General features: G+C 71.7%; 20 protein-coding genes. 8 read left to right on the top strand and 12 right to left on the bottom strand.

Annotation, left to right across the window (positions count from 1 at the left end):
* Window positions 1-11: 11 nt before the first annotated feature.
* From ACFHWT_RS17260 to ACFHWT_RS17230, 7 genes are all read right to left on the bottom strand, one after another.
* A complete protein-coding gene (locus ACFHWT_RS17260; RefSeq protein ID WP_416595665.1) occupies window positions 12-674 on the bottom strand; it encodes a class II aldolase/adducin family protein in 663 nt (220 codons plus the stop codon).
* A gap of 78 nt (window positions 675-752) precedes the next feature.
* Window positions 753-1,130: an ArsR/SmtB family transcription factor gene (locus tag ACFHWT_RS17255; protein ID WP_123606510.1), complete on the bottom strand. Its 378-nt coding sequence runs from the start codon at window positions 1,128-1,130 to the stop codon at window positions 753-755.
* Window positions 1,131-1,188: 58 nt separating this feature from the next.
* Complete coding sequence (gene pyrE, locus ACFHWT_RS17250; RefSeq protein WP_416595664.1) at window positions 1,189-1,728, bottom strand: orotate phosphoribosyltransferase; 540 nt, start codon at window positions 1,726-1,728, stop codon at window positions 1,189-1,191.
* 155 nt (window positions 1,729-1,883) lie between these two features.
* Window positions 1,884-2,675, bottom strand: coding sequence for an SDR family NAD(P)-dependent oxidoreductase (locus tag ACFHWT_RS17245; protein ID WP_416595663.1), 792 nt, complete (start codon window positions 2,673-2,675; stop codon window positions 1,884-1,886).
* Between the two features lie 85 nt (window positions 2,676-2,760).
* Complete coding sequence (locus tag ACFHWT_RS17240) at window positions 2,761-3,546, bottom strand: hypothetical protein (protein WP_416595662.1); 786 nt, start codon at window positions 3,544-3,546, stop codon at window positions 2,761-2,763.
* Window positions 3,547-3,703: 157 nt separating this feature from the next.
* Window positions 3,704-6,295, bottom strand: a complete 2,592-nt coding sequence (gene clpB / locus ACFHWT_RS17235) for an ATP-dependent chaperone ClpB (RefSeq protein WP_416595661.1) — start codon at window positions 6,293-6,295, stop codon at window positions 3,704-3,706.
* Between the two features lie 111 nt (window positions 6,296-6,406).
* Complete coding sequence (locus ACFHWT_RS17230; RefSeq protein ID WP_416595660.1) at window positions 6,407-7,564, bottom strand: hypothetical protein; 1,158 nt, start codon at window positions 7,562-7,564, stop codon at window positions 6,407-6,409.
* Between the two features lie 136 nt (window positions 7,565-7,700).
* Here ACFHWT_RS17230 and ACFHWT_RS17225 point away from each other — a divergent pair, with 136 nt between their 5' ends.
* From ACFHWT_RS17225 to ACFHWT_RS17215, 3 genes are all read left to right on the top strand, one after another.
* Complete coding sequence (locus ACFHWT_RS17225) at window positions 7,701-8,201, top strand: cation:proton antiporter regulatory subunit (protein ID WP_278172676.1); 501 nt, start codon at window positions 7,701-7,703, stop codon at window positions 8,199-8,201.
* Between the two features lie 7 nt (window positions 8,202-8,208).
* Window positions 8,209-9,438 carry a cation:proton antiporter gene (locus tag ACFHWT_RS17220; protein ID WP_416595659.1) on the top strand — a complete coding sequence of 410 codons (1,230 nt, stop codon included), beginning with the start codon at window positions 8,209-8,211 and terminating at the stop codon, window positions 9,436-9,438.
* Window positions 9,439-9,555: 117 nt separating this feature from the next.
* Window positions 9,556-9,987, top strand: coding sequence for a hypothetical protein (locus tag ACFHWT_RS17215; RefSeq protein WP_416595658.1), 432 nt, complete (start codon window positions 9,556-9,558; stop codon window positions 9,985-9,987).
* Between the two features lie 446 nt (window positions 9,988-10,433).
* Here ACFHWT_RS17215 and ACFHWT_RS17210 read toward each other — a convergent pair whose 3' ends face one another.
* The 4 genes from ACFHWT_RS17210 to dnaK form a co-directional block, all read right to left on the bottom strand.
* Window positions 10,434-10,901: a heat shock protein transcriptional repressor HspR gene (locus ACFHWT_RS17210; protein WP_416595657.1), complete on the bottom strand. Its 468-nt coding sequence runs from the start codon at window positions 10,899-10,901 to the stop codon at window positions 10,434-10,436.
* A gap of 7 nt (window positions 10,902-10,908) precedes the next feature.
* On the bottom strand, window positions 10,909-12,129 hold the full coding sequence (gene dnaJ, locus ACFHWT_RS17205) for a molecular chaperone DnaJ (protein WP_416595656.1): 1,221 nt from the start codon (window positions 12,127-12,129) through the stop codon (window positions 10,909-10,911).
* Window positions 12,130-12,310: 181 nt separating this feature from the next.
* Window positions 12,311-13,264, bottom strand: coding sequence for a nucleotide exchange factor GrpE (gene grpE, locus ACFHWT_RS17200; protein ID WP_416595655.1), 954 nt, complete (start codon window positions 13,262-13,264; stop codon window positions 12,311-12,313).
* A 67-nt stretch (window positions 13,265-13,331) separates the two neighbouring features.
* Window positions 13,332-15,260 (bottom strand): molecular chaperone DnaK, encoded by a 1,929-nt coding sequence (dnaK, locus tag ACFHWT_RS17195; protein WP_416595654.1) that lies wholly within the window; start codon window positions 15,258-15,260, stop codon window positions 13,332-13,334.
* Between the two features lie 344 nt (window positions 15,261-15,604).
* Between dnaK and ACFHWT_RS17190 the strand changes: the two genes are divergently transcribed.
* The 3 genes from ACFHWT_RS17190 (at window position 15,605) to ACFHWT_RS17180 (ending at window position 20,463) form a co-directional block, all read left to right on the top strand.
* Entirely contained in the window at window positions 15,605-17,341 is a 1,737-nt protein-coding gene (locus ACFHWT_RS17190) for an ABC transporter (RefSeq protein ID WP_416595653.1), read from the top strand.
* The gene (locus ACFHWT_RS17185; RefSeq protein WP_416595652.1) at window positions 17,338-19,098 is read left to right on the top strand and encodes a GTPase; all 1,761 of its coding nucleotides are present in this window, start codon (window positions 17,338-17,340) and stop codon (window positions 19,096-19,098) included. Before ACFHWT_RS17190 ends, ACFHWT_RS17185 begins: the two co-directional genes overlap by 4 nt.
* Before the next feature lie 135 nt (window positions 19,099-19,233).
* A complete protein-coding gene (locus ACFHWT_RS17180) occupies window positions 19,234-20,463 on the top strand; it encodes a hypothetical protein (protein ID WP_416595651.1) in 1,230 nt (409 codons plus the stop codon).
* Window positions 20,464-20,477: 14 nt separating this feature from the next.
* On the opposite strand, the gene ACFHWT_RS17175 is transcribed toward ACFHWT_RS17180, so the two are convergent.
* Entirely contained in the window at window positions 20,478-21,254 is a 777-nt protein-coding gene (locus tag ACFHWT_RS17175) for a hypothetical protein (RefSeq protein ID WP_416595650.1), read from the bottom strand.
* A 449-nt stretch (window positions 21,255-21,703) separates the two neighbouring features.
* On the opposite strand from ACFHWT_RS17175, the gene pdhA reads away from it, so the two are divergent.
* On the top strand, window positions 21,704-22,882 hold the full coding sequence (pdhA, locus tag ACFHWT_RS17170; RefSeq protein WP_416595649.1) for a pyruvate dehydrogenase (acetyl-transferring) E1 component subunit alpha: 1,179 nt from the start codon (window positions 21,704-21,706) through the stop codon (window positions 22,880-22,882).
* On the top strand, window positions 22,879-23,868 hold the full coding sequence (locus ACFHWT_RS17165; protein ID WP_416595699.1) for an alpha-ketoacid dehydrogenase subunit beta: 990 nt from the start codon (window positions 22,879-22,881) through the stop codon (window positions 23,866-23,868). Before pdhA ends, ACFHWT_RS17165 begins: the two co-directional genes overlap by 4 nt.
* Window positions 23,869-23,874: the final 6 nt, after the last annotated feature.

The raw sequence follows: 23,874 nt of genomic DNA, 5'->3' as shown, positions 1-23,874 counted from the left end.
GTGCCAGGGGTTCAGACGGTGCCGTGCTCCGCGTCCGGCAGCTGGTCGAGGTAGTCGGCTGGCAGCGGCGTCAGCTCGTCGAGCCGGCCGACGGCCAGTGCCCGGTAGGTGAGCCGGGCGGCCTCTTCCAGGTTGACCGCCCGTTTGTGGGCGAGCTCCACCGACCCGGCCAGTACGGAGCAGCCGTGCCGGGACAGGATCAGGCAGTTGGTGCCGTCGGCGGCCGCGTCGGCGGCGGCTCGGGCGAGCCGCTGTCCGCCGGGCGGCGCGAACGGCACGGTGACGACGCGCCGCAGGTAGAAGGCGTGGTCGGTGGTGACCAGCCGGATCGGTACGCCGAGCGCGTCCAGCAGCAGCATGCTCTGCGGGTGCAGGTGCACGATGGCGCGGACGTCGGGGCGGGCACGGTAGACCGCCAGGTGCAGCGCCAGCTCACTGGTCGGTCGGATCTGCGGTTCGTCGGGCAGGGTGCAGCCGTCCGCGATCCGCACCCGGGCGAACGATGCCGGGCCGAGCCGGTCCAACCAGGTGCCGGACGCGGTTACCCAGCATTCATCGCCGCCCGGCAGGCGGGCGGACAGGTTGCCACCGGAGCCCACGACGAGGCCGGCGCGCACCACGTCGGACCCGACGTGGGCGAGCTGGTCCCGCAGATCGCCAGCGACGTACGTCACGCGGCGACCTCCGTAAACCTTGGGCACCTTGCCTGGCAGCTCCGCCTCCGCGAGTCGACCAGGCAAGGTGCCGTCAGGTCAGCGTGCCTTCTTGGTGGCGCGCTTACGCGGCGGGGTCAGCAGATCCGCGATCGTGGCGATCGCGGTCGGCACCAGCCGGTAGTAAGCCCACACTCCGCGCTTCTCCCGCTCCAGCAAGCCGGCCTCGGTGAGGATACGCAGGTGGTGGCTCACCGTCGGCTGGGAGAGCCCCAGCGGAGCGGTGAGGTCGCAGACGCAGGCCTCGCCTTCCGGCGCCGACTGGATCAGGCTGAGCAGCCTGAGTCGGGCCGGGTCGGCGAGCGCCTTGAGGACTCCAGCGAGTCGCTCCGCGTCCGCGCGTTCGATCGGCTCGCCGGCAAGCGGCGAGATTTGAGGCATGGTCATTTCAGCCAACGCAGTTCCCACGAAACCCATCCTTCCACCAAACAGCATCGATCCGCCTGCATATCAGCAGATCCGAATCGGCAAACTTTTAGGCCGGAAGGCCGAGGTCAGCCAACGTATAGGCGGCCCGATAGGCCAGTCCGGCTGCCCGAACCGCGTCACCGGCCCCACGATCGACGATCACCGCCACGCCGACCACCTCAGCTCCTGCCTCCTGTAACGCCTCGACAGCGGTCAGTACGCTTCCGCCGGTCGTCGAGGTGTCCTCCACTGCCAGCACCCGCCGGCCGGCCACGTCCGGCCCTTCGATTCGTCGCTGGAGTCCGTGCGTTTTGCCAGCCTTGCGCACCACGAAGGCGTCCAGTCGCCGTTGCTCCGCCGCAGCGGCGTGCAACATGGACAGAGCCACCGGGTCCGCTCCCAACGTCAGGCCACCAACCGCCTCGTACTCCCAGTCCGCGGTGAGATCGAGCAGCACCCGTCCCACCAGCGGTGCGGCGGCGTGGTGCAGCGTCACCCGCCGCAGGTCGACGTACCAGTCAGCCTCGCGACCTGACGACAACACCACCCTGCCGTGCACCACGGCCAGGTCAGTGATGAATTTGCGCAGGTCGTCGTGGTTCCCCATGTCACAAAGAGTACTGCCCGTCACTGGGTCCCCATCCGCCGGCCCGGCAACTCGCCGATATCCACCATCCACCTCGCTACCTGGTCATACACCACGAAATTCCTGGTCAACGCGGCAACCAGCGCAGCGATGTACCCGCTGATACGCTCTTCGGCTCACTCGCCACCCTTCGGACGCCCGGCCGCCAACCGGAGCAGTCCATGCGGAGCGTGACGCACCACAGTGGCGAGCGCCTTGTAGCGCCAGTCCGGGACACTCACCGCCCGCCCCCTGGCCAGGTCCCGCAGACCATCGGAGACCACGTCGTCGGCCCGCAGCCACAGCCAGGTCGGCGAGCCGGAGGTCCGGATGCCGGCGCGTTCGTGGAACTCGGTGCGGACGTAGCCCGGGCACAACGCCATCACCCGCACCCCGAGGTGGCGGACCGACATGTCGATCGACTCACTGAAGTTCGTCACCCAGGCCTTGCTCGCCGAATAGGTCGAACCAGCTGCTAACGGACCAAAGCCTGCCACCGACGAGACATTAATCACTCTGCCCTGTCGGCGTTGCACCATGCCGGGCAGGACGGCATGCGTCAACCGCAGCACCGCCTCCACATTGAGCCGCAGCAGCCGCAGCTCGTCCGCCTCATCGGTGCGCCGGAACGACCGGTTCAGACCGATGCCCGCGTTGTTGACCAGCAGGTCGACCGGTGCGTCAACGGACCGCAGCCGGTCGGCCACGGCGGTCACTCCACCGTCAGTAGCCAGGTCGGCGTCGAGCACCTCGACGGTCACGCCGTGCCGGTCGGCCAGTTCGTCCGCCAACGTGGTGAGCCGCTGCCGGTCACGGGCGACCAGCACCAGCCGGTACCGGTCGGCGGCGAGCCGACGGGCGAAGCTGGCACCGAGGCCGGCAGTGGCCCCGGTGACCAGTGCGGTACGCAGGGCAGGCTTGTCCCCCACGTCGTCACCTCCTACGAGGACCGGGTCTCCCCGTACCGGCGGGTCGGTCCGCCCGGGGCGAACCGACCCGGTCGGCGGCTGATCGTCAACTGGTCGGCGGCGGAGGGTTGCCCGGCGGATTCTCCGGCGGCCCGGCAGCCGGCGGCGCGCCCGGGGTCGGCGGCGGACCGGGCGGGGTGGCCGGCGGTGGTGGGCCGGCGGCCGGCGGTGTGCCGGGAGCGGCTGGGTAGCTCGGGTAGGCGCCGCCCGGCATCGGCGGTACGCCGTACCCGCCGCCCGGCACCGGCGGCTCCCAGGCCACGGCGGGCTTACGGAAAAAGTCGTTCGACGGCGGCAGCGCCAGCAGAATCAACGCGGCCAGCAGCGCCAGGACGGTCACGACGCCGAGCAACAGGTTGACCGGCTCGTACCAGCCGGGCAGCGCGGCCTCCAGATCCCGTTGCACCTGCGCCGGGTCCGGCATGTTCGGGTCGGTGCTGGTCGGGCCGGTGGGCAACGCGCTGCCGGCCGCGCCGAGCGCGAGCCCGCCCCCGGAGCAGCAGAGGAAGATGCCACCGAGCACCCAGGTGACGATCCGGGACGGGTTCTTGCCCCGGTTGTTGAGCAGAGCCAGCACCACCAGGCCGGCGGCGATCAGCAGGCCGAAGATCGCGCCGGCGATCAGGGAGATCGTCGTGAGGCTGCTGATCGCCTCCATGTCGGTGCCGGCGTAGGCGTCCTCGTAGACCTGTTGCATCGTGCCCATCACCGACAGCGCGACGATCAGGCTGACGACCTGCAGCGCGGCGATCAGGAACAGCAGGTAACTCGAAATGGTGACGGTGCTCGGCCGCGCCTTGACCGGTGGCGCGGCCGGATTCGGATCCGACACGGCTCTCCTTCCCGAAGCTTCGGAAGATCACCGTAGCGGTACCCCGCCAGTGACACGGGGCAAACGACACCGCGTCGACCTCGTGTTTCACCGCCGAACCCGGCCTCGCCGTCGAGCGAAGTGATCGACGGCACTCACCGACATACATCGATGCTGGTCAGCTGGCCTGCACCGCCAGCCCTTCCTTGTCGTCGGCGAGCTGCACCCGGACGGTGTCGCCGTCGCGGATCTCACCGGCCAGCAGCGCCTTGGCCAACTGGTCGCCGATCGCCGACTGGACCAGCCGACGCAGCGGCCGGGCCCCGTAGATCGGGTCGTAGCCGTGCTCGGCCAGCCAGCTGCGGGCAGTGTCGTCGACGTCCAGGGTCAGCCGCCGATCGGCCAGCCGTCGGCGCATCCGGTCCAGTTGGATGTCCACGATCGACCGCAGCTCGGCGCCGCTGAGCATGGCGAACACCACGATGTCGTCCAGCCGGTTGAGGAACTCCGGCTTGAAGTGCGCCCGGACCACGGCCAGCACCGCGTCGCGGCGCTGCTCCTCGGTCAACGTCAGGTCGTTGATCAGCGTCGAGCCGAGGTTGGAGGTGAGGATCAGGATCGCGTTGCGGAAGTCGACCGTACGGCCCTGCCCGTCGGTGAGCCGGCCGTCGTCGAGCACCTGCAACAGCACGTCGAAGACATCCGGGTGGGCCTTTTCCACCTCGTCGAGCAGGATCACCGAGTACGGCCGGCGGCGTACCGCCTCGGTCAGCTGACCGCCCTCCTCGTACCCGACGTAGCCGGGCGGGGCACCGACCAGCCGGGCCACGGAGTGCTTCTCGGCGTACTCGCTCATGTCGATGCGAACCATGGCCCGCTCGTCGTCGAAGAGGAACCCGGCCAGCGCCTTGCCCAGCTCGGTCTTGCCGACGCCGGTCGGGCCGAGGAAGAGGAAGCTGCCGGTCGGCCGGTCCGGGTCGGCGACCCCGGCCCGGGCCCGGCGGACCGCGTCGGAGACGGCGGTGACGGCGGCGGCCTGGCCGACCACCCGGGCCCCCAGCGAGGACTCCATCCGTAGCAGCTTGGCGGTCTCGCCCTCCATGAGCCGGCCGGCCGGGATGCCGGTCCAGGCGGCGACGACGGCCGCGATGTCGTCCGCGCCGATCTCCTCCTTGAGCATCGCGCCGTCGGCCTGCAGCGCGGCCAGCTCGGTCTCGGCGCGGGCCAGCTCGCCCTGCAGCGCCGGGATCCGGCCGTACCGCAGCTCGGCGGCGCGCTCCAGCTCACCGTCGCGTTCGGCCCGCTCGGCCTCGCCGCCGAGGCGTTCCAACTCCTCGCGGGCGGTGGAGATCCGGGTGATGTGCCCCTTCTCCAGCTGCCAGCGGTCGCTGAGCGCGGTCAACTGCTCGCGCTTGTCGGCCAGCTCCCGGCGCAGCCGCTCCAGGCGCTGCGCCGAGCCGGGGTCCGGCTCCTTGGCCAGCGCCATCTCCTCGATTTCCAGCCGGCGGACGGCCCGCTCGATCTCGTCGACCTCGACCGGCCGGGAGTCGATCTCCATCCGCAGCCGGGAGGCGGACTCGTCGACCAGATCGATCGCCTTGTCCGGCAGGAACCGGTCGGTGATGTAGCGGTCGGACAGGCCGGCGGCGGCGACCAGCGCGGCGTCGGTGATCCGTACGCCGTGGTGCACCTCGTAGCGTTCCTTGAGCCCGCGCAGGATGCCGATGGTGTCCTCCACGGTCGGCTCGCCGACCAGCACCGGCTGGAACCGGCGCTCCAACGCCGGGTCCTTCTCGATGTGCTCGCGGTACTCGTCGAGGGTGGTGGCGCCGACCATCCGCAGCTCGCCACGGGCCAGCATCGGCTTGAGCATGTTGCCGGCGTCCATCGAGCCCTCGCCCTTGCCGGCACCGACCACGGTGTGCAGCTCGTCGAGGAAGGTGATCACCTGGCCGTCGGAGCTCTTGATCTCCTCCAGGACGGATTTGAGCCGCTCCTCGAACTGGCCCCGGTACTGCGCACCGGCGACCATCGCGCCGAGGTCGAGCGACACCAGCCGCTTGTCGCGCAGCGACTCGGGTACGTCGCCGGCGACGATCCGCTGGGCGAGCCCTTCGACGATCGCGGTCTTGCCGACGCCGGGTTCGCCGATCAGCACCGGGTTGTTCTTGGTACGCCGGGACAGCACCTGGATCACCCGGCGGATCTCGGCGTCCCGGCCGATCACCGGGTCGATCTTGCCGTCCCGGGCGCTGGCGGTCAGGTCGACGCCGTACTTCTCCAGGGCCTGGTAGGTCTGCTCGGGGTCGGCGGTGGTGACCCGGCGGTCGCCGCCGCGTACCGACGGGAACGCGGCGACCAGGTTTTCCTCGGTGGCTCCGGCATCCTTGAGTAGCCCGGCGACGGCCCCGCCGACCCGGGCCAGGCCGGCCAACAGGTGCTCGGTGGAGGTGTACTCGTCGCCGAGTGGACGGGCGATCTGCTCGGCCGCGCCGATCGCGTTGGCGAACTCGCGGGACAGGCTCGGCTCGGCGACGCTGGAGCCGCGCGCGGCGGGCAGGTTCTCCACGGTCCGTACGGCGGACCGGCGGATCTCCACCGGGTTGGCGCCGACGGCCCGCAGCAGGCCGGCGGCGGTTGAGCCGCCGGTGTCCAGCAGGGAGAGCAGCAGATGCCACGGTTCGACCGTGGCGTGGCCCCGCTGGTTGGCGATGGCGACCGCGGCGGTGATGACTTCGCGACTCTTGGTGGTCAAACGTTCGGCGTTCATGAGCTCCCCTGTACGGCAGGTTGGTCCACTGATGAGGACACCACCAAACTTGAGTCTATTCCACTCAACTCCGATCGACGAGTCGACCGCCGAAGCCCGACCCGCACCGGGCTACCGCCCGTACGGTTCCCAGGAGATCTCCACCCACCCGGCACCCGACGGCTGTCGCGCCTTGAGCAGCACCGCGCCGCCCGGCCGGACCGCCTGCACCGTCCCGTCCCGCAGCCGGGTCAGGTAGGCGCCCTGCACCGGCCAGTCAACCGGCTCGAAGCGGCCGTCGGAGCCGACCGACCAGACACCGGTACTGGTGGTGACCAGCAGCCGGCCACCGTCCGGCAGCACCGACATCACCTCCGGCGGCGGGTCATCGACCGGCACCGGCTCCAGCCGACCCCAATCGGCCCGCCAGACGAGCGGAAACTCACCCGGCAGGGGCACCGGCTCGCCGATCAGCCAGTAACCGCCCGACGGCGTCGTCTCCACGACGAGCTGACGGATCCGCTCCGGATCCGCGACGGTGACCGCGTCGGTCCGCCACAGCCAGCGCACCCCTGGCCCACCGCCGCCATCATCGTCGGTCGCCACCGGCGCGCCGAACGCCACATGCAGCCGGCCGTCGTGCAGCCCGGCGACGGTCAGCTTGTCGCCGATGTGGCCGACGGTCTGCACCACCGGTATCGGCGGCTGCGGGGCCAACGGGACCGTCCCCTGCTCGGTCACCTCGACGACCCGCGGCACGGGATCGGTTCGGCAACACACCTGGTACGGCCCGTCCCAACTGGCGAACTCGGGCGGCATCGACCCGTCCGGACTGTCACCCTGGGTGAAGGTCACACCCCCGTCGACCGACCGGTACCAGGCCGCGCCGGCGGACAGCACCAGGCTGCCGTAGCCGACCAGCATCGAATGCTCCACCGCCGCCGGGTCCGGGTGCTCCCGGTGCTGCCAGGACCGGCCGCCGTCGGCGGTCGCGTAGAGCTGCGACGGGCAACCCGACGCAACCCCGACGGACGCCCGGGCGTTGCATCCGTGAAAGAAGGCGTACCCGTGGTCGGCGTCGTCGAACGCGACGAATGGGGCGTTGTAGCCGGCCCGCACCCGCATCGGGCGTACCTCGACGGCGGGCCCGCCGACAGGCACCGTCGCGTCCGTCGACGGGGCCGCGCGGTCTGGAGGTGGCCGGCGGATGTCGCCGATCGAACACCCGGTGAGGATCAGCACGGCCGACAGACCGACGGCCGCGACCGACCCGCCTACCCGACGTCGCATCCACCCTCTCCTTCCGCCCGCGCCCCACAACCGCCCGGTCCGGCGACCACTCCTGGGCCGATTCGGCACCGCGTCCGCACCAGTCTGCCGGGACGCGGCGCGACCGTCTGCCCTTAGGCGGCGTAGCGTGGACGGTGTGCGCGCACGTGTGGAACAGGTCGATCTCCCCGGCATCGGAGTACGCCACGACCTGATGACCGAGTCAGGCCGACGGATCGGCGTGGTGAGTCACCGGTCAGGGCGTCGGGACCTCGTCCTCTACGACCGGGACGATCCGGACGCCTGTGACGCCGACATCCCGCTGACCGACGACGAGGCGGAGGCGCTCGCCGACATCCTCGGCGCGTCGCTGATGCTCAGCCAGCTCGCCGGGTTGCGCGACCAGGCGGCCGGGCTGCTCACCGAGCAGGTGCCGATCTCGGCTGGCTCGCCGTTCGTCGGCCGCACCCTCGGCGACACCAAGACGCGGACCCGTACCGGGGCGTCGATCGTGGCGGTGCTGCGCAACCGGGAGGTGCTGGCCTCCCCGGGGCCGGAGTTCCGGTTCGCCGCCGGCGACGTGGTGGTGGTCGTCGGTACCAGGTCCGGGCTGGACGGCGTGGGCGGCATCCTCGCCAACGACGACCCGGCCGGCTGACCCGGCCATGCACGACAGCGCACTGCTGCTGATCGAACTCGGCGCGCTGCTGCTGCTCCTCGGGCTGCTCAGCCGCCTGTCCCGGCGCTACGGGCTGTCCCCGATCCCGCTCTACCTGCTCGCCGGGCTGCTGTTCGGTCACGGCGGGCTGCTCCCGCTGCACGACATCCAGGACTTCTTCGCCGTCGGGGCGGAGATCGGCGTGGTGCTGCTGCTGGTGATGCTCGGGCTGGAGTACTCGGCGAGCGAGCTGATCGGCAACCTGCGCCGGGCGGCACCGGCGGGCCTGATCGACGCGCTGCTCAACGCGGTGCCCGGCGCGGCGTTCGCCCTGCTGCTCGGCTGGGGGCCGACCGCCGCCGTGGTGCTCGGCGGGATCACCTGGATCTCGTCGTCCGGCGTGATCGCCAAGATGCTCGGCGACCTGGGCCGGCTGGGCAACCGGGAGACACCGGTCATCCTGTCGATCCTGGTCGTCGAGGACCTGGCGATGGCGTTCTACCTGCCGGTGCTCAGCGCGGTGCTGATCGGCGCCGGGCTCGCCGCCGGCAGCGTCGCGGTCGCGGTGGCGGTCACCACGGTCACCGTCGTGCTGCTGGTCGCGGTCCGGTTCGGCCACCGGATCTCCGCCCTGCTGTCGGTACGCGACCCGGAGGCGCTGCTGCTCGGCGTACTCGGACTGACTCTGCTGGTCGCCGGGATCGCCGCCGAACTGCAGGTCTCCGCGGCGGTCGGCGCGTTCCTGGTCGGCATCGCGTTGTCCGGGCCGGTGGCGCACAGCGCAACCGAACTGCTCACCCCGCTGCGGGACGTGTTCGCCGCGGTCTTCTTCGTCTTCTTCGGGCTGGTGACCGACCCCCGGGACATCCCGCCGGTGCTGCTGCCGGCCCTCGGGCTGGCGGTGGTGACGATGGGCACCAAGGTGCTGACCGGTTACCTGGCCGCCAAGCGGGCCGGCATCGCCGCTCCCGGTCGATGGCGGGCCGGGCTGGCGCTGATGCCGCGTGGGGAGTTCTCCATCGTGATCGCCGGCCTGGCGGTCGCCAGCTCCGGTATCGAGCCGGCGCTCGCGCCGCTGGCCACCGCGTACGTGCTGATCACGGTGGTAACCGGACCGGTGCTGGCCCGGATTCCGGATTCCCGCTGGTTCAAGCATCGGCTGCGGGGGCGGCCCGCACCCCTCGCGGCCAGCGGAGATCACCTGACGGGAGCGGACCAACACGTACCGGCTTCGTGAAAGGCATTACCAGGGACTTCCCCGATCACCCTCCGACACGCTACCGTGGCGCGGCAGTAGCTAGTGGTAGGCCCAGGGCCGGCTGTGCCCTGTCGGCCGCGAACGGGAGGGTCCCCGTTGAGCGTGCAAGAGTCGGCGTTCCGCGGCTTCGCCAACCCGGTGGACCCGTCGCCCGCCGAGCTGCGCGCCTGGGCGTACCAGCCGGACTCGGTCCCGCTGCAGTCGATGCCGCAGGACTGGGACCTGCTCGTCTCCGGTGACCGGCTGATCACCACCCTGTTCGACCTGGCGATGGATCCGACCTGTCCGGCCCGCCGGTTCGCGCTGCACTGCCTCTACATCTACGCGGCGGACGGCATCCGGACCAACTTCCGCGCCCACCCGAAACGGCGGCTGCGCAAGCTGGTCGAGCAGGCCGAGCAGGACGGCGACGAGCTGATGTCGGTCTGGGCGCACAACACCCGGGTGCTGCTGGCCAAGCCGCAGCTGTTCGACTACCACGACTGGTGCGAGGGCGGCCTGGTCCGCAAGTCCCGCCGGCTGAGCTAGCATCCGCGAGTCCCGCGACCGCCACCGGCGAGCCGGGTGGCACCGCCGGCGAGGCTGCCGGTGCCACCGGCAGCTGACCGGCGTGTGGGCGCCACGTCGAGCGCCACCGGCTGGCGTACGCCGTCGGTGCGACCGTGCTGCTACTCGTCGTCACCGCTCCGGTGTTCACGCTGCGGCTCGGCACCCCGGACGACGGCAACCAGCCGGCGCACTGGCCGCAGCGGCAGGCGTACGACCGGGTGGCCGCCGCTTTCCGGCCGGGCTGGAACGGGCCGTTGGTGCTCGCCGTACCGGTCCCGGCGGCGCTGCCGGCGACGGAGGCGGCCGACGTCGGCCGGCACCGGTCGGGTGACAACCGCCGCGGCGACGATCATGGCGGTGGTCTTTCTCAGCTTCGTGTGGATCGACGACACCCTGGTCAAGTTGGTCGGCATCGGGCTGGCCGGCTAGCCGGTCTGCTCGGAACCTGGGCGGGCCGGCCGGTCCCGGCGCTGGGGCCGCCACACCACCAGGGCGGTCGAGGTGCGGCTGGTCGGGACCAGGTCACGTCGCGGGTACGGGCCGACCGACTCCAGCTCGGCGATCCGCTGGTACGCCTCGGCCAGCTCGGCGCGCAACCCGTCGACCTGCTGCTGCAGGTCGCCGACGAGCTGCCCCAGCCCGATGATCCGCTTGATGCCGGCCAGGTTGACGCCGTCGTCCTGGCTGAGCCGCTGGACCTCGCGCAGCAGCACCACGTCCCGGACGCTGTACCGGCGGCCGCCGCCAGCCGCCCGGCCGGCCTGCACCAGGCCCAGCCGGTCGTACTGGCGCAGCGTCTGCGGATGCATGCCGGCCATCCGCGCCGCCACCGAGATGATCAGAACCTTGGCGTCGGAGGCGGCCTCGAACGTGATCAGCAGCTCCTCGTCCACCCCTCACTCACCTCCCGTCTGTCCCTCGCCGCGACCCGGCGGCCTGCTCCTCGTTGCGACGCAGCCGGGCGGCGAGACGTTCCCGGTCGGCAGCGGGGGTGTGCTCCGCGAAGGTCCGCAGGGCGGCCTGTGCCGACTCGTCCACGGTAGCCGGAACAACGACCTCGACGGTCACCAGAAGATCGCCGGCGGTGCCGTCCCGGCGGGGCACGCCCTTGCCACGCGCCCGTAAGGTACGCCCACTCGGCGTACCTGGTTGCACCCGCAACGTCACCGCCCCGTCCATGGTCGGGACCCGCAGGTCGGTGCCGAGCACCGCCTCGGCGTAGGTGATCGGCACGGTCAATGTGAGATCGTCGCCGGTCCGCCCGAACAGCTCGTCGTTGCGGACCTTGACCAGCACGAACAGGTCACCGGCCGGGCCGCCCCGGTCGCCCGGCTCGCCCCGCCCGGCCAGCCGGATCCGCTGGCCGTCCGCCACGCCGGGCGGGAAACGGACGTTCAGCGTCCGGGTCTTGGTCACCCCGCCGGAGCCATGACATTCCGGGCACTTCTCGTCGACGATCGTGCCCACCCCCTGGCAGTCCCGGCACGGCTCGGAGAAGCTGAACGACCCCTGGTTGCGGGTGGTCAGCCCGGACCCGGCACAGGTCGGGCAGGTCCTCGGCACCGAGCCCGGCTTGGCACCGTTGCCGTGGCAGGTGTCGCACACCCCGGGTGCCCGCAGGCTCAGCGGCAACGTCGTGCCGCGTACGGCGGCGCCGAAGTCCAGCACCACCTCGGCCTCGACGTCGCGGCCCCGGGCCGGTCCACGGGTACGCATCCCGCTCCCGGCCCCGCCGCCGGAGAAGATCGAGCTGAAAATGTCGGAGAACCCGGCCCCACCGAACCGACGGTCCCCGGCACCGCCGGCACCGGCGAAGCCACCGAACAGGTCGGCCGGGTCGAAGCCCGGCCCGCCGCCACGCGCCCCCCGGCGGAACGCACCCGAACCGAACAGCGAGCGCATCTCGTCGTACTCCTTGCGCCGCCGATCGTCGGCGAGCACGTTGTACGCCTCCGACACCGCCTTGAACCGCTCCTCGAAGGCCGAGTTGCCGGGGTTGTGGTCGGGATGCAACTCGCGGGCCAGCTTGCGGTACGCCTTCTTGATCTCGTCGGCGGAGGCTGTCTTGGGCACCCCCAGCACGGCGTAGAAGTCCTTTTCCAGCCAGTCCTTGGAACTCACCCTGTCCTCCTCCTGTCCGTCACCGGACCCCGACCCTGACCGCCCTGGTGCCAGGTGGACGGCCGGCCGTCCACTGCGGGCCCGACCCACGCGCGGCGGCCGGTACCGCGGTGCCGGCGGCGGGACGCACTCCGCGTCCCGCCGCCGGCCGTGATGTGCGCCGGTGGACCACCGGCGGCGGTCATTCCGGGTCTGCGACAGCGACCAGTGCCGCCCGCAGCAGCCGGTCCCCGAGCAGGTAGCCCCGCCGCATCACATCGACGCAGGTGGGTTCGGTGACCTCGGCGGAGGTCAGGTGGGCGACCGCCTCGTGCTGGGTGGGATCGAACGGGTCGCCCTTCTCACCGAACGCGGTGAGCCCGAACTTGCCCAGCGCCGCGCCGAGTTGCTCGGCCACGGCACCGAACGGGCCGACCAGGTCGCCGTGCTCCCGCGCCCGGTCCAGGTCGTCCAGGATCGGCAGCAGCGCGGCGAGAACCGCACCGGTGGCCTGCTCTGCGGCGACCCCTTTGTCCCGCTCGACCCGCTTGCGATAGTTGGCGTACTCGGCGGTCACCCGCTGCAGGTCGCGGGTGCGTTCGTCGAGATCGGAGCGAAGCGCCTCCAGCTCGGCGCCGAGCGGACCGGAACCGGCCGCGCCCCCGGCCGCCTCCTCGGCGTCCGACTCCGGCACCTGCTCCACCACCTCGCCGACCACCGGCTCGTCGACGACGGCGGTGTCCGACGAGTCGGGCTGAACGGCCCGGTCGCTGTCGGACCCGCTGCCGGTCGCCGACCCAGTACTTCTCGCGGATCGGCTCTCCGTCGCGGACCGGGTCGGCTCGTCCTTTCCGGTGTCGCTGGCGGCCGACCTGTCAGCGGACCTGTCGTCGGCTTTCCCGCTCACTGGCTCCTCCTCCGTGCCCGACCGGGCGTGCCGCCCGGTCGGACGATGGTCGGTGGGGGGTGCCGCACCCGTCGGCTCGGCCGCAGCGTGCCGCGCGGTCCGGGGCCGCGTCCCGGTCGGGTCGATCCGGCGTCTGTCCCGGATCACCAGGCGCTCGGTGGTTTCACCGTCAGCCTGCCCGGCCGGTGCCGAACGGCGTCGCGGCCGGCCGGTGCCGTCCGGATCAGCGGCCCGTGACTTCTCCGTCATGTGGCTACCTCGCTCGGTGCGGCAGTTCGAGGGAAGATCATCGCTGGTCCTCGGCCTCGACGGCCAATCACTTCTTGTCGTCCTCGATGATCTCCGCGTCGACCACGTCGTCCGGGCCGCCAGCGGCACCACCCGACGCGGACGCCCCAGCGGCACCCGGCCCGGCGGCACCCGGCCCGGCCTCGCCCGGCCCGGCGGCACCCGGCCCGGCGGCACCGCCCGGCTGACCCGGCTGCTCGGCCTGCTGGGCGTAGAGCTGCGAGCCGGCCTGCTGCGAAACCTGAGCCAGCTTCTCGTGTGCGGACTTGATCGCCTCGATGTCGCTGCCGGCCAACGCGCCACGCAGTTCGCCCAGCGCGTCGTTCATCTGGTCGCGGGAGTCCGACGGCAGCTTGTCGCCGCTCTCGGCGAGGAACTTCTCGGTCTGCCACTGCAGCTGCTCGGCCAGGTTGCGGGTCTCCGCCTCCTCGCGACGCCGCTTGTCCTCGTCGGCGTGGTCCTGCGCGTCGCGCATCATCCGCTCGATGTCGTCCTTCGGCAGCGCCGAGCCGCCGGTGATCGTCATCGACTGCTCCTTGCCGGTGCCCAGGTCCTTGGCGTTGACGTGGACGATGCCGTTCGCGTCGATGTCGAAGGCGACCTCGACCTGCGGCACGCCCCGCGGCGCCGGCGGAAGCCCGGTCAGCTCGAAGGTGCCGAGCTTCTTGTTGTACGCGGCGATGTCCCGCTCACCCTGGAAGACCTGGATGAGCACCGACGGCTGGTTGTCGTCAGCCGTGGTGAACACCTCGGAACGCTTGGTCGGGATGGTGGTGTTGCGCTCGATCAGCTTGGTGAAGATGCCGCCCTTGGTCTCGATGCCCAGGCTCAGCGGGGTCACGTCGAGCAGCAGGACGTCCTTGACCTCGCCCTTGAGCACACCGGCCTGCAGCGCGGCACCGACCGCGACCACCTCGTCCGGGTTGACGCCCTTGTTCGGCTCCCGGCCGGTCAACTGCTTGACCAGGTCGGAAACGGCCGGCATCCGGGTGGACCCGCCGACCAGAATGACGTGGTCGACGTCGGCCAACTTGACGCTGGCGTCCTTGATCGCCTGCTCGAACGGGCCCTTGCAGCGGTCCAGCAGGTCCTGGGTCATCCGCTGGAACTCGGCGCGGGTCAGCGTGACGTCCAGGTGCAGCGGCGCCGACGGGGCACCGTCCGACCCGGCCGGGCCGGCGGTGATGTACGGCAGATTGATGCTGGTCGTGGTGGCGGCGGACAGCTCGATCTTGGCCTTCTCTGCGGCTTCCCGCAGCCGCTGCATCGCCATCTTGTCCTGGGCGAGGTCAACGCCGTGCTGGCCACGGAACGTCTTCACCAGGTGGTCGATGATCCGCTGGTCCCAGTCGTCACCACCGAGCAGGTTGTCACCACTGGTCGACTTGACCTCGATCACGCCCTCGCCGAGCTCCAGCAGCGAGACGTCGAAGGTGCCGCCACCGAGGTCGAAGACCAGGACGGTCTGCTCCTTGGAGCCCTTGTCCAGGCCGTACGCCAGGGCCGCCGCGGTCGGCTCGTTGACGATCCGCAGCACGTTGAACCCGGCGATCTCGCCGGCTTCCTTGGTGGCCTGACGCTGCGCGTCGTTGAAGTACGCCGGGACGGTGATCACCGCGTCGGTGATCCGCTCACCGAGGTAGGCCTCGGCGTCCCGCTTGAGCTTCATCAGGGTACGGGCGGAGATCTCCTGCGGCGTGTACTTCTTGCCGTCGATGTCGACGGTCCAGTTGGTGCCGATCTCCCGCTTGACCGACCGGATCGTCCGGTCCGGGTTGGTCACCGCCTGCCGCTTGGCGACCTCGCCGACGAGCACCTCACCGTTGCGGGCGAACGCGACGATGGAAGGAGTGGTCCGGGAGCCCTCCGCGTTGGCGATGACGGTAGGCTCACCACCCTCCAGCACACTGACGCAGGAGTTCGTCGTGCCCAGGTCGATACCGACCGCACGTGCCATGGTCGCTTCCTCGCTTCGTTCGTAGAGCAGGTGCCGGGGCACCGCCCCGCCGTACACCCACCACAAGTTGAGTGGACTTGGCTCAATACTGCCACGATCGCAGCCACCGTCAAGTCAGGTTGAGTCGGAGTCGCGCAACTCATGCCCCCACCAGCACCGATACCCCCTCCGACCCCGTCGCACACAGTGTCATCGGCAGCCACGCCGGGCCGGTTCAGGTTGTCTGGCATGCATTGATCAGGCACGCTTTACCCGTGACCACGCAGGGCGGACCGGCCGCGCCCAACCCCGGCGCACCCGAACTTCCCGCTGCGCTCAGACGACTACGCTCCGCAATTGCGGCGATGGCGTACCCCCTGGTGCTGCCCTCAGCCGAGGAGGGCCGCGAGGTCGGTGCCGGCCTGATCGCCCAGTTGGACGACTATCTACTGCCCCGGCTCGCCCGACTCGACGCACCGCTGCTGGTGGTGGTCGGCGGCTCCACCGGTGCGGGCAAGTCGACCCTGGTCAACAGCATGGTCCGGGCCCGGGTCAGCGCCACCGGCGTACTGCGGCCCACCACCCGGTCCCCGGTGCTGGTCAGCCATCCGGCGGACGCCAGCTGGTTCCGGCAGGGCGAGCTGCTGCCCGGCCTGACCCGCACCGCCGGCCCCACCGACGCGCCGGACGCGCTGCAGCTCGTCGCCGCGCCAGCGCTACCCCCCGGGCTGGCCTTCCTCGACGCGCCGGACATCGACTCGGTGGTCGACGCCAACCGGGCGCTCGCCGTCCAACTGCTCGCCGCCGCCGACCTGTGGCTGTTCGTCACCACCGCCGCCCGGTACGCCGACGCGGTCCCCTGGCAGCTGCTGCAGACCGCGCAGCTGCGCGGGACCATGGTCGCGCTCGCCCTGGACCGGGTGCCGACCGAGGCGGTCGACGAGATCACCGCGCACCTGCGGGAGATGCTCACCGACCACGACCTCGGCGACGTACCGATCTTCGTGGTGCCGGAGACGGTGGTCGGCGGCCAAGGGCTGCTGCCGGAGATCGTCGCCGCGCCGCTGCGCGAATGGTTCGGCCGGCTCGCCGGGGACGCCGCCGCCCGTGCCGCGGTGATCCGGCAGTCCCTCGACGGGGCGCTGAGCGCGCTGGCGCCGACCGTCGAAGGACTGGCCGTCGCCGCCGACGACCAGCTCGACGCGGCCCGCACCCTGACCGACCGGGTCCGCGCCGCGTACCGCAGCGCGAGTCGCAACGCCGAGCAGGCGGTGCAGGACGGCCGGCTGCTCCGCGGCGAGGTACTCGGCCGCTGGCAGGACTTCGTCGGCACCGGCGAACTGTTCCGTTCACTGGAGGCCAGGGTGGGGCGGCTTCGCGACCGGGTACTCAGCGCCGTCACCGGGCGGCCGGCACCCGCCAACCAGCTGCGGACCGCGATCGAGTCACAACTGGTCACCCTGATCAAGGGCGCGGCGACCGAGGCCGCCGACGCCGCGCACCTCGCCTGGCGGACCCACCCGGCCGGCGCCGCGCTACTCACCCCGGACCTCGCCCAACCCTGCGCCGACCTGCCGGAGCGCGCCGAGCGACTGGTCCGCGACTGGCAACGCGACGTGCTCGAACTGGTCCGGGCCGAGGCCGGCGACAAGCGGTTCGTCGCCCGCACCGCCGCGTACGCGGTGAACGCCACCGGGCTCGCCGTCATGATCGCCGTCTTCGCCTCGACCGCCTTCATCCCGACCGGGCTGGAGGTCGCCGCCGCCGGCGGCACCACCGTCGCGGCGCAGAAGGTCCTCGAGGCGATCTTCGGCGACCAGGCGATCCGCAACCTCGCCAACCGGTCCCGGGAGGGTCTGCTGCGCCGGATCCGGGAACTGCTCGACGAGGAGGCCGGACGCTACCTGCGGCTGATCGAAGCGGCCGGCGTACCGCCGCAGGCCGTCGACGCCACGGCCACCGCACCCGGCGACCTGCTGCGCGCCGCGGCCGTCGAGGTCGAGCAGGCCCGGGCGGCCGCCGGGTTGAGCGGCGGTACGCCGTACCGATTGCCGGACACGCTGCCCGGCGCGACCGGACCGCTGCCGGGAGCGGTCGCGTGACCGGCTTCGTCGACCGGGTCCGACACCTGGTCCGAGGGGACTCACGGGTGGACGCCGACCTGCTGGTCGACCGGCTCGACGCGCTCGGGCGGTTCCTGCGCGCCGCCGACGGTCGGATTCCCGACGACCGGCTCGGAGCCGCCCGCACCCTGGTCGAACGGGCCGGGGCCCGGCTGGCGCTGTCCCGGGAGCACACCGTCGTGGCGCTGGCTGGCGCCACAGGCAGCGGCAAGTCCAGCATCTTCAACGCGCTGGCCGGGCGGGACCTCTCTCCGGTCGGCGTTCGCCGGCCCACCACCGGGTACGCGCACGCGTGCGGGTGGGGCGCGGTCGACGGGGCGAGCGGGCTGTTGGACTGGGTCGGGGTCCTGCCCCGACACCGGTTCGTCCGGGAGAGCGCCCTGGACGGCACCGACGAGGCCGGGCTGCACGGTCTGGTCCTGCTCGACCTGCCCGACTTCGATTCAGTCGAATTCGGACACCGGCTGGAGGTCGACCGGCTACTCGGCCTGGTCGACCTGGTGATCTGGGTGGTCGACCCGCAGAAGTACGCCGACCGGGTGATCCACCGCGGCTATCTGCGGGAGTTCCACCGCAACCGGGACGTCACCGTGGTGGTGCTCAACCACGCCGACCGGCTGGACCGGACCGAACTGCCCCGGCTGCTCGCCGACCTGCGCCGGCTGCTCGACGCCGACGGGCTCGACGGAGTCCCGCTGCTGGCCACCTCGGCGCTGGTGCCCGCCGCGATGACCGAGCTGCGCCGGCTGTTGGAAAGCACGGTGACCGAGCGGCAGGCGGCGCTACGTCGACTCTCCGGTGACCTGGACTCGGTCACCGACGGCCTGGCGGAGCTGGTCGGCCCGGCCGGCGAACGCGCCGAGGAGGAGATCAACCGTGGCACGGTGCGCCGGCTCAGCCTGGCGCTGGCAGCGGCGGCCGGGGTGCCGAGCGTGGTCGACGCCGTCGAGTCGGCGTACCGGCACCGGGCCGGCGCCGCGACCGGCTGGCCGCTCACCCGGGCCTGGCGCAGGCTGCGGCCGGATCCGCTGCTGCGGTTGCACCTGCTCGGCTCCCGCCGGGCCGGCGGGAGCGACCCGGCCGACCAGCCAGCGCCGGTGACCGCGGCCGATCGACCGGGGCCGCCGCCGCTGACCGGGGCTGGTGGACCGGTGCCGGTCACCTCGTTGCCGGCGCCGAGTGCCGCACAGCGCGCCGCGGTCGACCTGGCCGTACGCGGCCTCGCCGAGCAGGCCGGCAGTCGGCTGCCGACCCCCTGGTCGGCGGCGGTCACCGCCGCCGCCCGGTCGCAACGGGCCGAGCTGCCGGACGCTCTCGACCAGGCGATCGGCGGTGCCGACCTGGGCCTGGACCGGCAGCCGATGTGGTGGCGGTTGGTCGGCGCGGTGCAGTGGGCGGTCACCGCCACCGCCGCCGCCGGGCTCGGCTGGCTGCTGGTCGGCTTCGTCATCCGGACGCTGGGTCTGCCGGCCCTCGACTATCCGACGGTCGGTGTCCTGCCGGTGCCGACCGCGATGCTGCTCGGCGGCCTGCTCGGCGGGATTCTGCTCAGTCTGCTGATCCGGCCGGTGACCGGGTGGGCGGCACGGCGGGTCCGCAGACGGGCCGAGGACCGGCTGTACGACGTGGTGGCCGGGACTGCCCACCGGCTGGTCGTCGCCCCGGTCCGGGCGGTACTGCAGGCGCACGCCGACGCCCGCGACGCGCTGGACCGCGCCCGTTCGTCCCACCGCTGACGAACCCCGTCCGGTCTCCCGGAAGGAGTACGGCCCACCGGCTGGCTGGACGGGGCCGGAGTCCGCCCGCCCGGCGTACCCGACATGTGACGCACAGGTGATGCCACCCGGCGCAGCACGGCGTAGGGTCGATTCATGGCCACGCCTGAAACCCCCTACGAAGCGGTGCTCGCCGCCGCCCGTGACGTGACCAAGTTGGAGTGTGCCCTCGACGCGGAGATGCTCGGCGCCGCCCTGCTCGGCAGCGTGTACGCGGTGGCGGAGACGGACCGCGCCGACGCGGTCCGGGAGTTCGTCGGCGGTTTCCTCTCCGCCACCACCCGCCGGCGCGCCGCCGCCGCGACCACCATCCGTACCGTCTTCGCCCGGCTGGTGCCGGAGGCGGCGGGCGCCGCCGCGGTGAAGGTCGGCAAGACCGCGCCGGCCTGGTCGGACCGGTTGGGCCGGGTCCGGCTGACCGGCAGCTACGCGTACGGCGACGTGTACGGCGACCAGACCTCGTACCTGGCCACCTTCGCCTACGACGACGAGCTCGGCGGCCCCGAGCACGCGATGGTGGCCTTGGTCGACCACAACATCGGCATCACCAAGGACGTCTTCGTCGGCGGTCCGGCCGAACGGGTCCTCGGTCAGGTCCGGCAGATGTGCGCCAACGACGAGCTGACCTGGTTCCGCGAGGAGGATCCGCGGGTCCTGCGCGGCGAGGTGAGCCGGCACCTGGCGATCACCGACGGGCTGGGCGAGTTGCCCGGCGAGGGGTCGCTCGCCACCGACCGGGCGTTGGTCGGCGCGCGGCTCACCGTACTGCCCGCGCCGCTGCGGACCGTGGCGCCCGCGCCGGACGACCCGCTGCCCGCCGACCGGCGGACCGTCCTGGTGCGGGAGTTCCTCGCGTCACCCGAGGCCAAGCGGTTCGGGCTGGACGCGGCCGGCGACGCCGACCTGGCCTCGCTGCACTTCTGCCTGAGCCTGGTGCTCGACCACTCGGCAAGCCTGCTCGACCCCAACCCGATGCGCTGGAGCCCGGCGGTGGCCGGCATGTTCCTGCTGGACTGGGTGCACCGCCGGGCGGTGCTGGACATCGACGACGCGGCCATGCTGCCCGGCGTGGTCCGCGGCTGGTCCGCGTACGCCGGCCGGCAGCGCGGTCTACCGGCGGCGGCATTCAGCCAGACGGACGCCGCGATCGCCGAGATGGTGCCGGAGTTCGTCCGCCTCTACACCACCGGGGAGCGCCGCAGCCCGGCCACAGCCGCGGTCGCCCAGCTCCTTGCCGAGGGTGTCGACCTCAACGATCCGCAGGCGCTCGACGCCTGGATGGAGGCCAACCGGCAACGACTCGCCGACGAGCAGGGCGGGTCCTGACGGGTCGACCCCGGTTATGCCGCGTCCGATGGGTGCGGGCTGCAGGTCGGATCCGGCGTCGGGTCCGGATCGACGTCGGGGTCCGGCGAGGGCGTCGGCGTCGGATCGGGGTCCGGCGTCGGATCGATGTCCGGATCGATGTCCGGATCCACACCGGGGTCCGGCGACGGCGTCGGCGTCGGATCGGGGTCCGGCGACGGATCGATATCCGGATCGATGTCCGGATCCACACCGGGGTCCGGCGACGGCGTCGGCGTCGGATCGGGCTCCGGGTCGATGTCGGGGTCGACGTCGGTGACGGGCGGCGGGTCGTCAGGATCCGGAGCGTCGGACGGTGGCTGTTCGGACCCCGGGTCGCTGGGGGTAGTCGGTGCCGGACCATCGGAGTCGGCCGGTGCGCCCGGGGCCGGCCGGTCACGATCGGACGACCCGCTCCCGCTGTCGCGCGTCGTGCCGGTGGAAGGTCCGTCCCGGCCGCCGGCGCGACGGTCCGTCGACGCGTCCTGGTCCGTACCGTCTCCGCCGGTCGGCTCGACCGGACCGGACGGGGTCGGGTGCGGCAGCGGATGCACGATGATCGGTCCGCCGCCCGGCTGACCGATCAGCGGCAGCACCGTGGCGGGACCACCTCCGGCCACCGTCGCCGAACCCGCGCCGAGCGTCGCCAGCAGCGGCAACGAGGCGGTCAGTACCAGCAACGCCACGATCAACGCGAACCGCCGGGCAGGTCCGTCCACCCCGGTGGGCCGGGCCACGCGATCCTGCGGCAGCAGCACGGCTCGTCTCCTCATCGGTATGGCCTCCGGTCGATCCACGGTCCCACAGATCACCGCCTCTGGATACATCGTGAAGCAGTGACAGAAAGTTTTCCAGTTCAATACATCGTGTTATCAGAACCGGACGGATGAGTCACACTCGGCCGAACGCAGCGCGAGGCTACAAGTTCCGCGCAACGCGGACATCGCACCTGCATGCCCGGACCGACCTATGACACCCCTCACCTCCAATGCGAATATGGACCGGACGGCACCGCAGCCGCTGCCTCCGCCTCTACCGCGGCGGGCACGACTCGATGACGTCCCTCCCGGACCGGGTCCAGCCAGAACCCGGCCCGTGCCGCGCGGCAACCCTGACCCGGGCCAGGCGCGGTGAGAGGACCTGCACCGGCAGCAGCCGGCAGCAGGACGAGCTGCGCGGTCGGGACACCCCCGCTGCCACGCACGAACGATGGGAGAGACGGATGGCGAAAGGCGAGCGCGGGACAGCGACCCGTGCCAGACCGGCCGCGGCTCGACGGCGCGTCAGCAGGAACGCCGCCGATCCGGAGTTGGTGCAACTGCTGACTCCGGACGGCGAACGGATCGACCGGGTGACCGGCCCCGACGGCACGCAGTACACGGTCGACTTCACCGACGCCGAGTACCGTGCCCTCTACCGGGACCTCGTCGTGGTGCGGAAACTCGACGCCGAGGCGACCGCCCTGCAGCGCCAGGGTGAGCTGGGCATCTGGGCGAGCCTGCTCGGTCAGGAGGCCGCGCAGGTCGGCTCCGGGCGGGCGCTGCGCGAGCAGGACATGGCGTTCCCCACCTACCGCGAACACGGTGTGCTCTACTGCCGTGGCATCGACCCGATCATGCCGCTGGGGTTGTTCCGCGGGGTCGACCAGGGTGGCTGGGATCCGAACGAGTTCAAGTTCAACATGTACACGATCGTGATCGGCGCCCAGACGCTGCACGCCACCGGCTACGCCATGGGCATCACCATGGACGGCAAGGTCGGCGGCGACGACGGCGAGGCGGTCATCGCGTACTTCGGTGACGGGGCGTCGGCACAGGGCGACGTCAATGAAGCCTTCGTCTGGTCCAGTGTCTTCAACGCGCCGATCGTCTTCTTCTGTCAGAACAACCAGTACGCGATCTCCGAACCCCTCGAACGACAGACCAGGATCCCGCTCTACCAGCGGTCGTCCGGCTTCGGCTTCCCGGGCGTCCGGGTGGACGGCAACGACGTGCTGGCCAGCTACGCGGTGACCCGGACCGCGCTGGACAACGCCCGGCACGGGCAGGGCCCGACGCTGATCGAGGCGTACACGTACCGGATGGGGGCGCACACCACCTCCGACGACCCGACCCGGTACCGGATCGCCAGCGAGGTGGAGGCGTGGCAGGCCAAGGACCCGATCGCCCGGGTCCGCGCCTTCCTGGAGAAGCAGCAGATCGCCGACGCCGATTTCTTCGCCGAGGTCGACGCGCAGGCCAAGCGAGACGCGGCGCACCTGCGGGAGCGGGTGCTGAGCATGCCCGATCCGCAGCCCGGCGCGCTCTTCGATCACGTGTACGCGCACGGCTCGCCGCTGCTCGACACCGAGCGGGCCCAGTTCGAGCGGTACCTGGCGTCGTTCGAGGGAGGGTCGCACTGATGGCTGAGACACTCACTCTCGGCAAGGCGCTCAACGCCGGGCTGCGCAGGGCGCTCGACAGCGACAGCAAGGTCGTCCTGATGGGCGAGGACGTCGGCAAGCTCGGCGGCGTCTTCCGGATCACCGACGGGCTGCAGAAGGACTTCGGCGAGGACCGGGTGATCGACACCCCGCTGGCCGAGTCCGGGATCATCGGCACCGCCGTCGGCCTGGCCATCCGCGGCTTCCGTCCGATCTGCGAGATCCAGTTCGACGGCTTCGTCTACCCGGCGTACGACCAGATCGTGTCCCAGGTGGCCAAGATGCACTACCGGTCGCAGGGCAAGGTGAAGCTGCCGATCGTAATCCGGATCCCGTTCGGCGGCGGCATCGGCGCGGTGGAGCACCACTCGGAGTCGCCGGAGGCGTACTTCTCGCATACCGCCGGGCTGAAGGTCGTTGCCTGCTCCAACCCGCAGGACGCTTACACGATGATCCAGCAGGCGGTGCTCTCCGACGATCCGATCATCTTCCTGGAGCCGAAGCGGCGGTACTGGGAGAAGGCGCCGGTCGAGCTGGAGGCACCACCGGGTACGGCGTACCCGCTGCATGCCGCCCGCACCGTACGGCCCGGCGGCGACGCGACGATCCTGGCGTACGGGCCGATGGTGCGCACCGCCCTGGACGCGGCGACCGCCGCCGCCGAGGAGGGCCGCGAACTCGAGGTGATCGACCTGCGGTCGCTGTCCCCGCTGGACCTGGCCGGCACGTACGAGTCGGTCCGGCGGACCGGCCGTTGCGTGGTGGTGCACGAGGCGCCGACGAACCTCGGTCTCGGTGCCGAGATCGCCGCCCGGATCACCGAGGAGTGCTTCTACTGCCTGGAAGCGCCGGTCCTGCGGGTGGGCGGCTTCAACACGCCGTACCCGGCTGCCCGTCTGGAGGAGGAGTACCTGCCGGACCTGGACCGGGTACTCGACGCCGTCGACCGCGCATTCGGTTGGTGAGCGCCG

Origin of the sequence: Micromonospora sp. LOL_021 (assembly GCF_048060215.1) — a bacterium.
In the GTDB taxonomy this organism is placed as follows: Bacteria; Actinomycetota; Actinomycetes; order Mycobacteriales; family Micromonosporaceae; genus Micromonospora_E.
This window is presented reverse-complemented; position numbering and strand designations above follow the sequence as displayed.

Bases quoted from the DNA above. Each gene is read 5' to 3' on its own strand.
- ACFHWT_RS17255 (WP_123606510.1), bottom strand. From the start codon at position 1,130: ATGGGTTTCGTGGGAACTGCGTTGGCTGAAATGACCATGCCTCAAATC.
- pyrE (WP_416595664.1), bottom strand. From the start codon at position 1,728: ATGGGGAACCACGACGACCTGCGCAAATTCATCACTGACCTGGCCGTG.
- clpB (WP_416595661.1), bottom strand. From the start codon at position 6,295: ATGAACGCCGAACGTTTGACCACCAAGAGTCGCGAAGTCATCACCGCC.
- ACFHWT_RS17230 (WP_416595660.1), bottom strand. From the start codon at position 7,564: ATGCGACGTCGGGTAGGCGGGTCGGTCGCGGCCGTCGGTCTGTCGGCC.
- ACFHWT_RS17220 (WP_416595659.1), top strand. From the start codon at position 8,209: ATGCACGACAGCGCACTGCTGCTGATCGAACTCGGCGCGCTGCTGCTG.
- grpE (WP_416595655.1), bottom strand. From the start codon at position 13,264: ATGACGGAGAAGTCACGGGCCGCTGATCCGGACGGCACCGGCCGGCCG.
- dnaK (WP_416595654.1), bottom strand. From the start codon at position 15,260: ATGGCACGTGCGGTCGGTATCGACCTGGGCACGACGAACTCCTGCGTC.
- ACFHWT_RS17190 (WP_416595653.1), top strand. From the start codon at position 15,605: ATGGCGTACCCCCTGGTGCTGCCCTCAGCCGAGGAGGGCCGCGAGGTC.
- ACFHWT_RS17180 (WP_416595651.1), top strand. From the start codon at position 19,234: ATGGCCACGCCTGAAACCCCCTACGAAGCGGTGCTCGCCGCCGCCCGT.
- ACFHWT_RS17175 (WP_416595650.1), bottom strand. From the start codon at position 21,254: ATGAGGAGACGAGCCGTGCTGCTGCCGCAGGATCGCGTGGCCCGGCCC.
- pdhA (WP_416595649.1), top strand. From the start codon at position 21,704: ATGGCGAAAGGCGAGCGCGGGACAGCGACCCGTGCCAGACCGGCCGCG.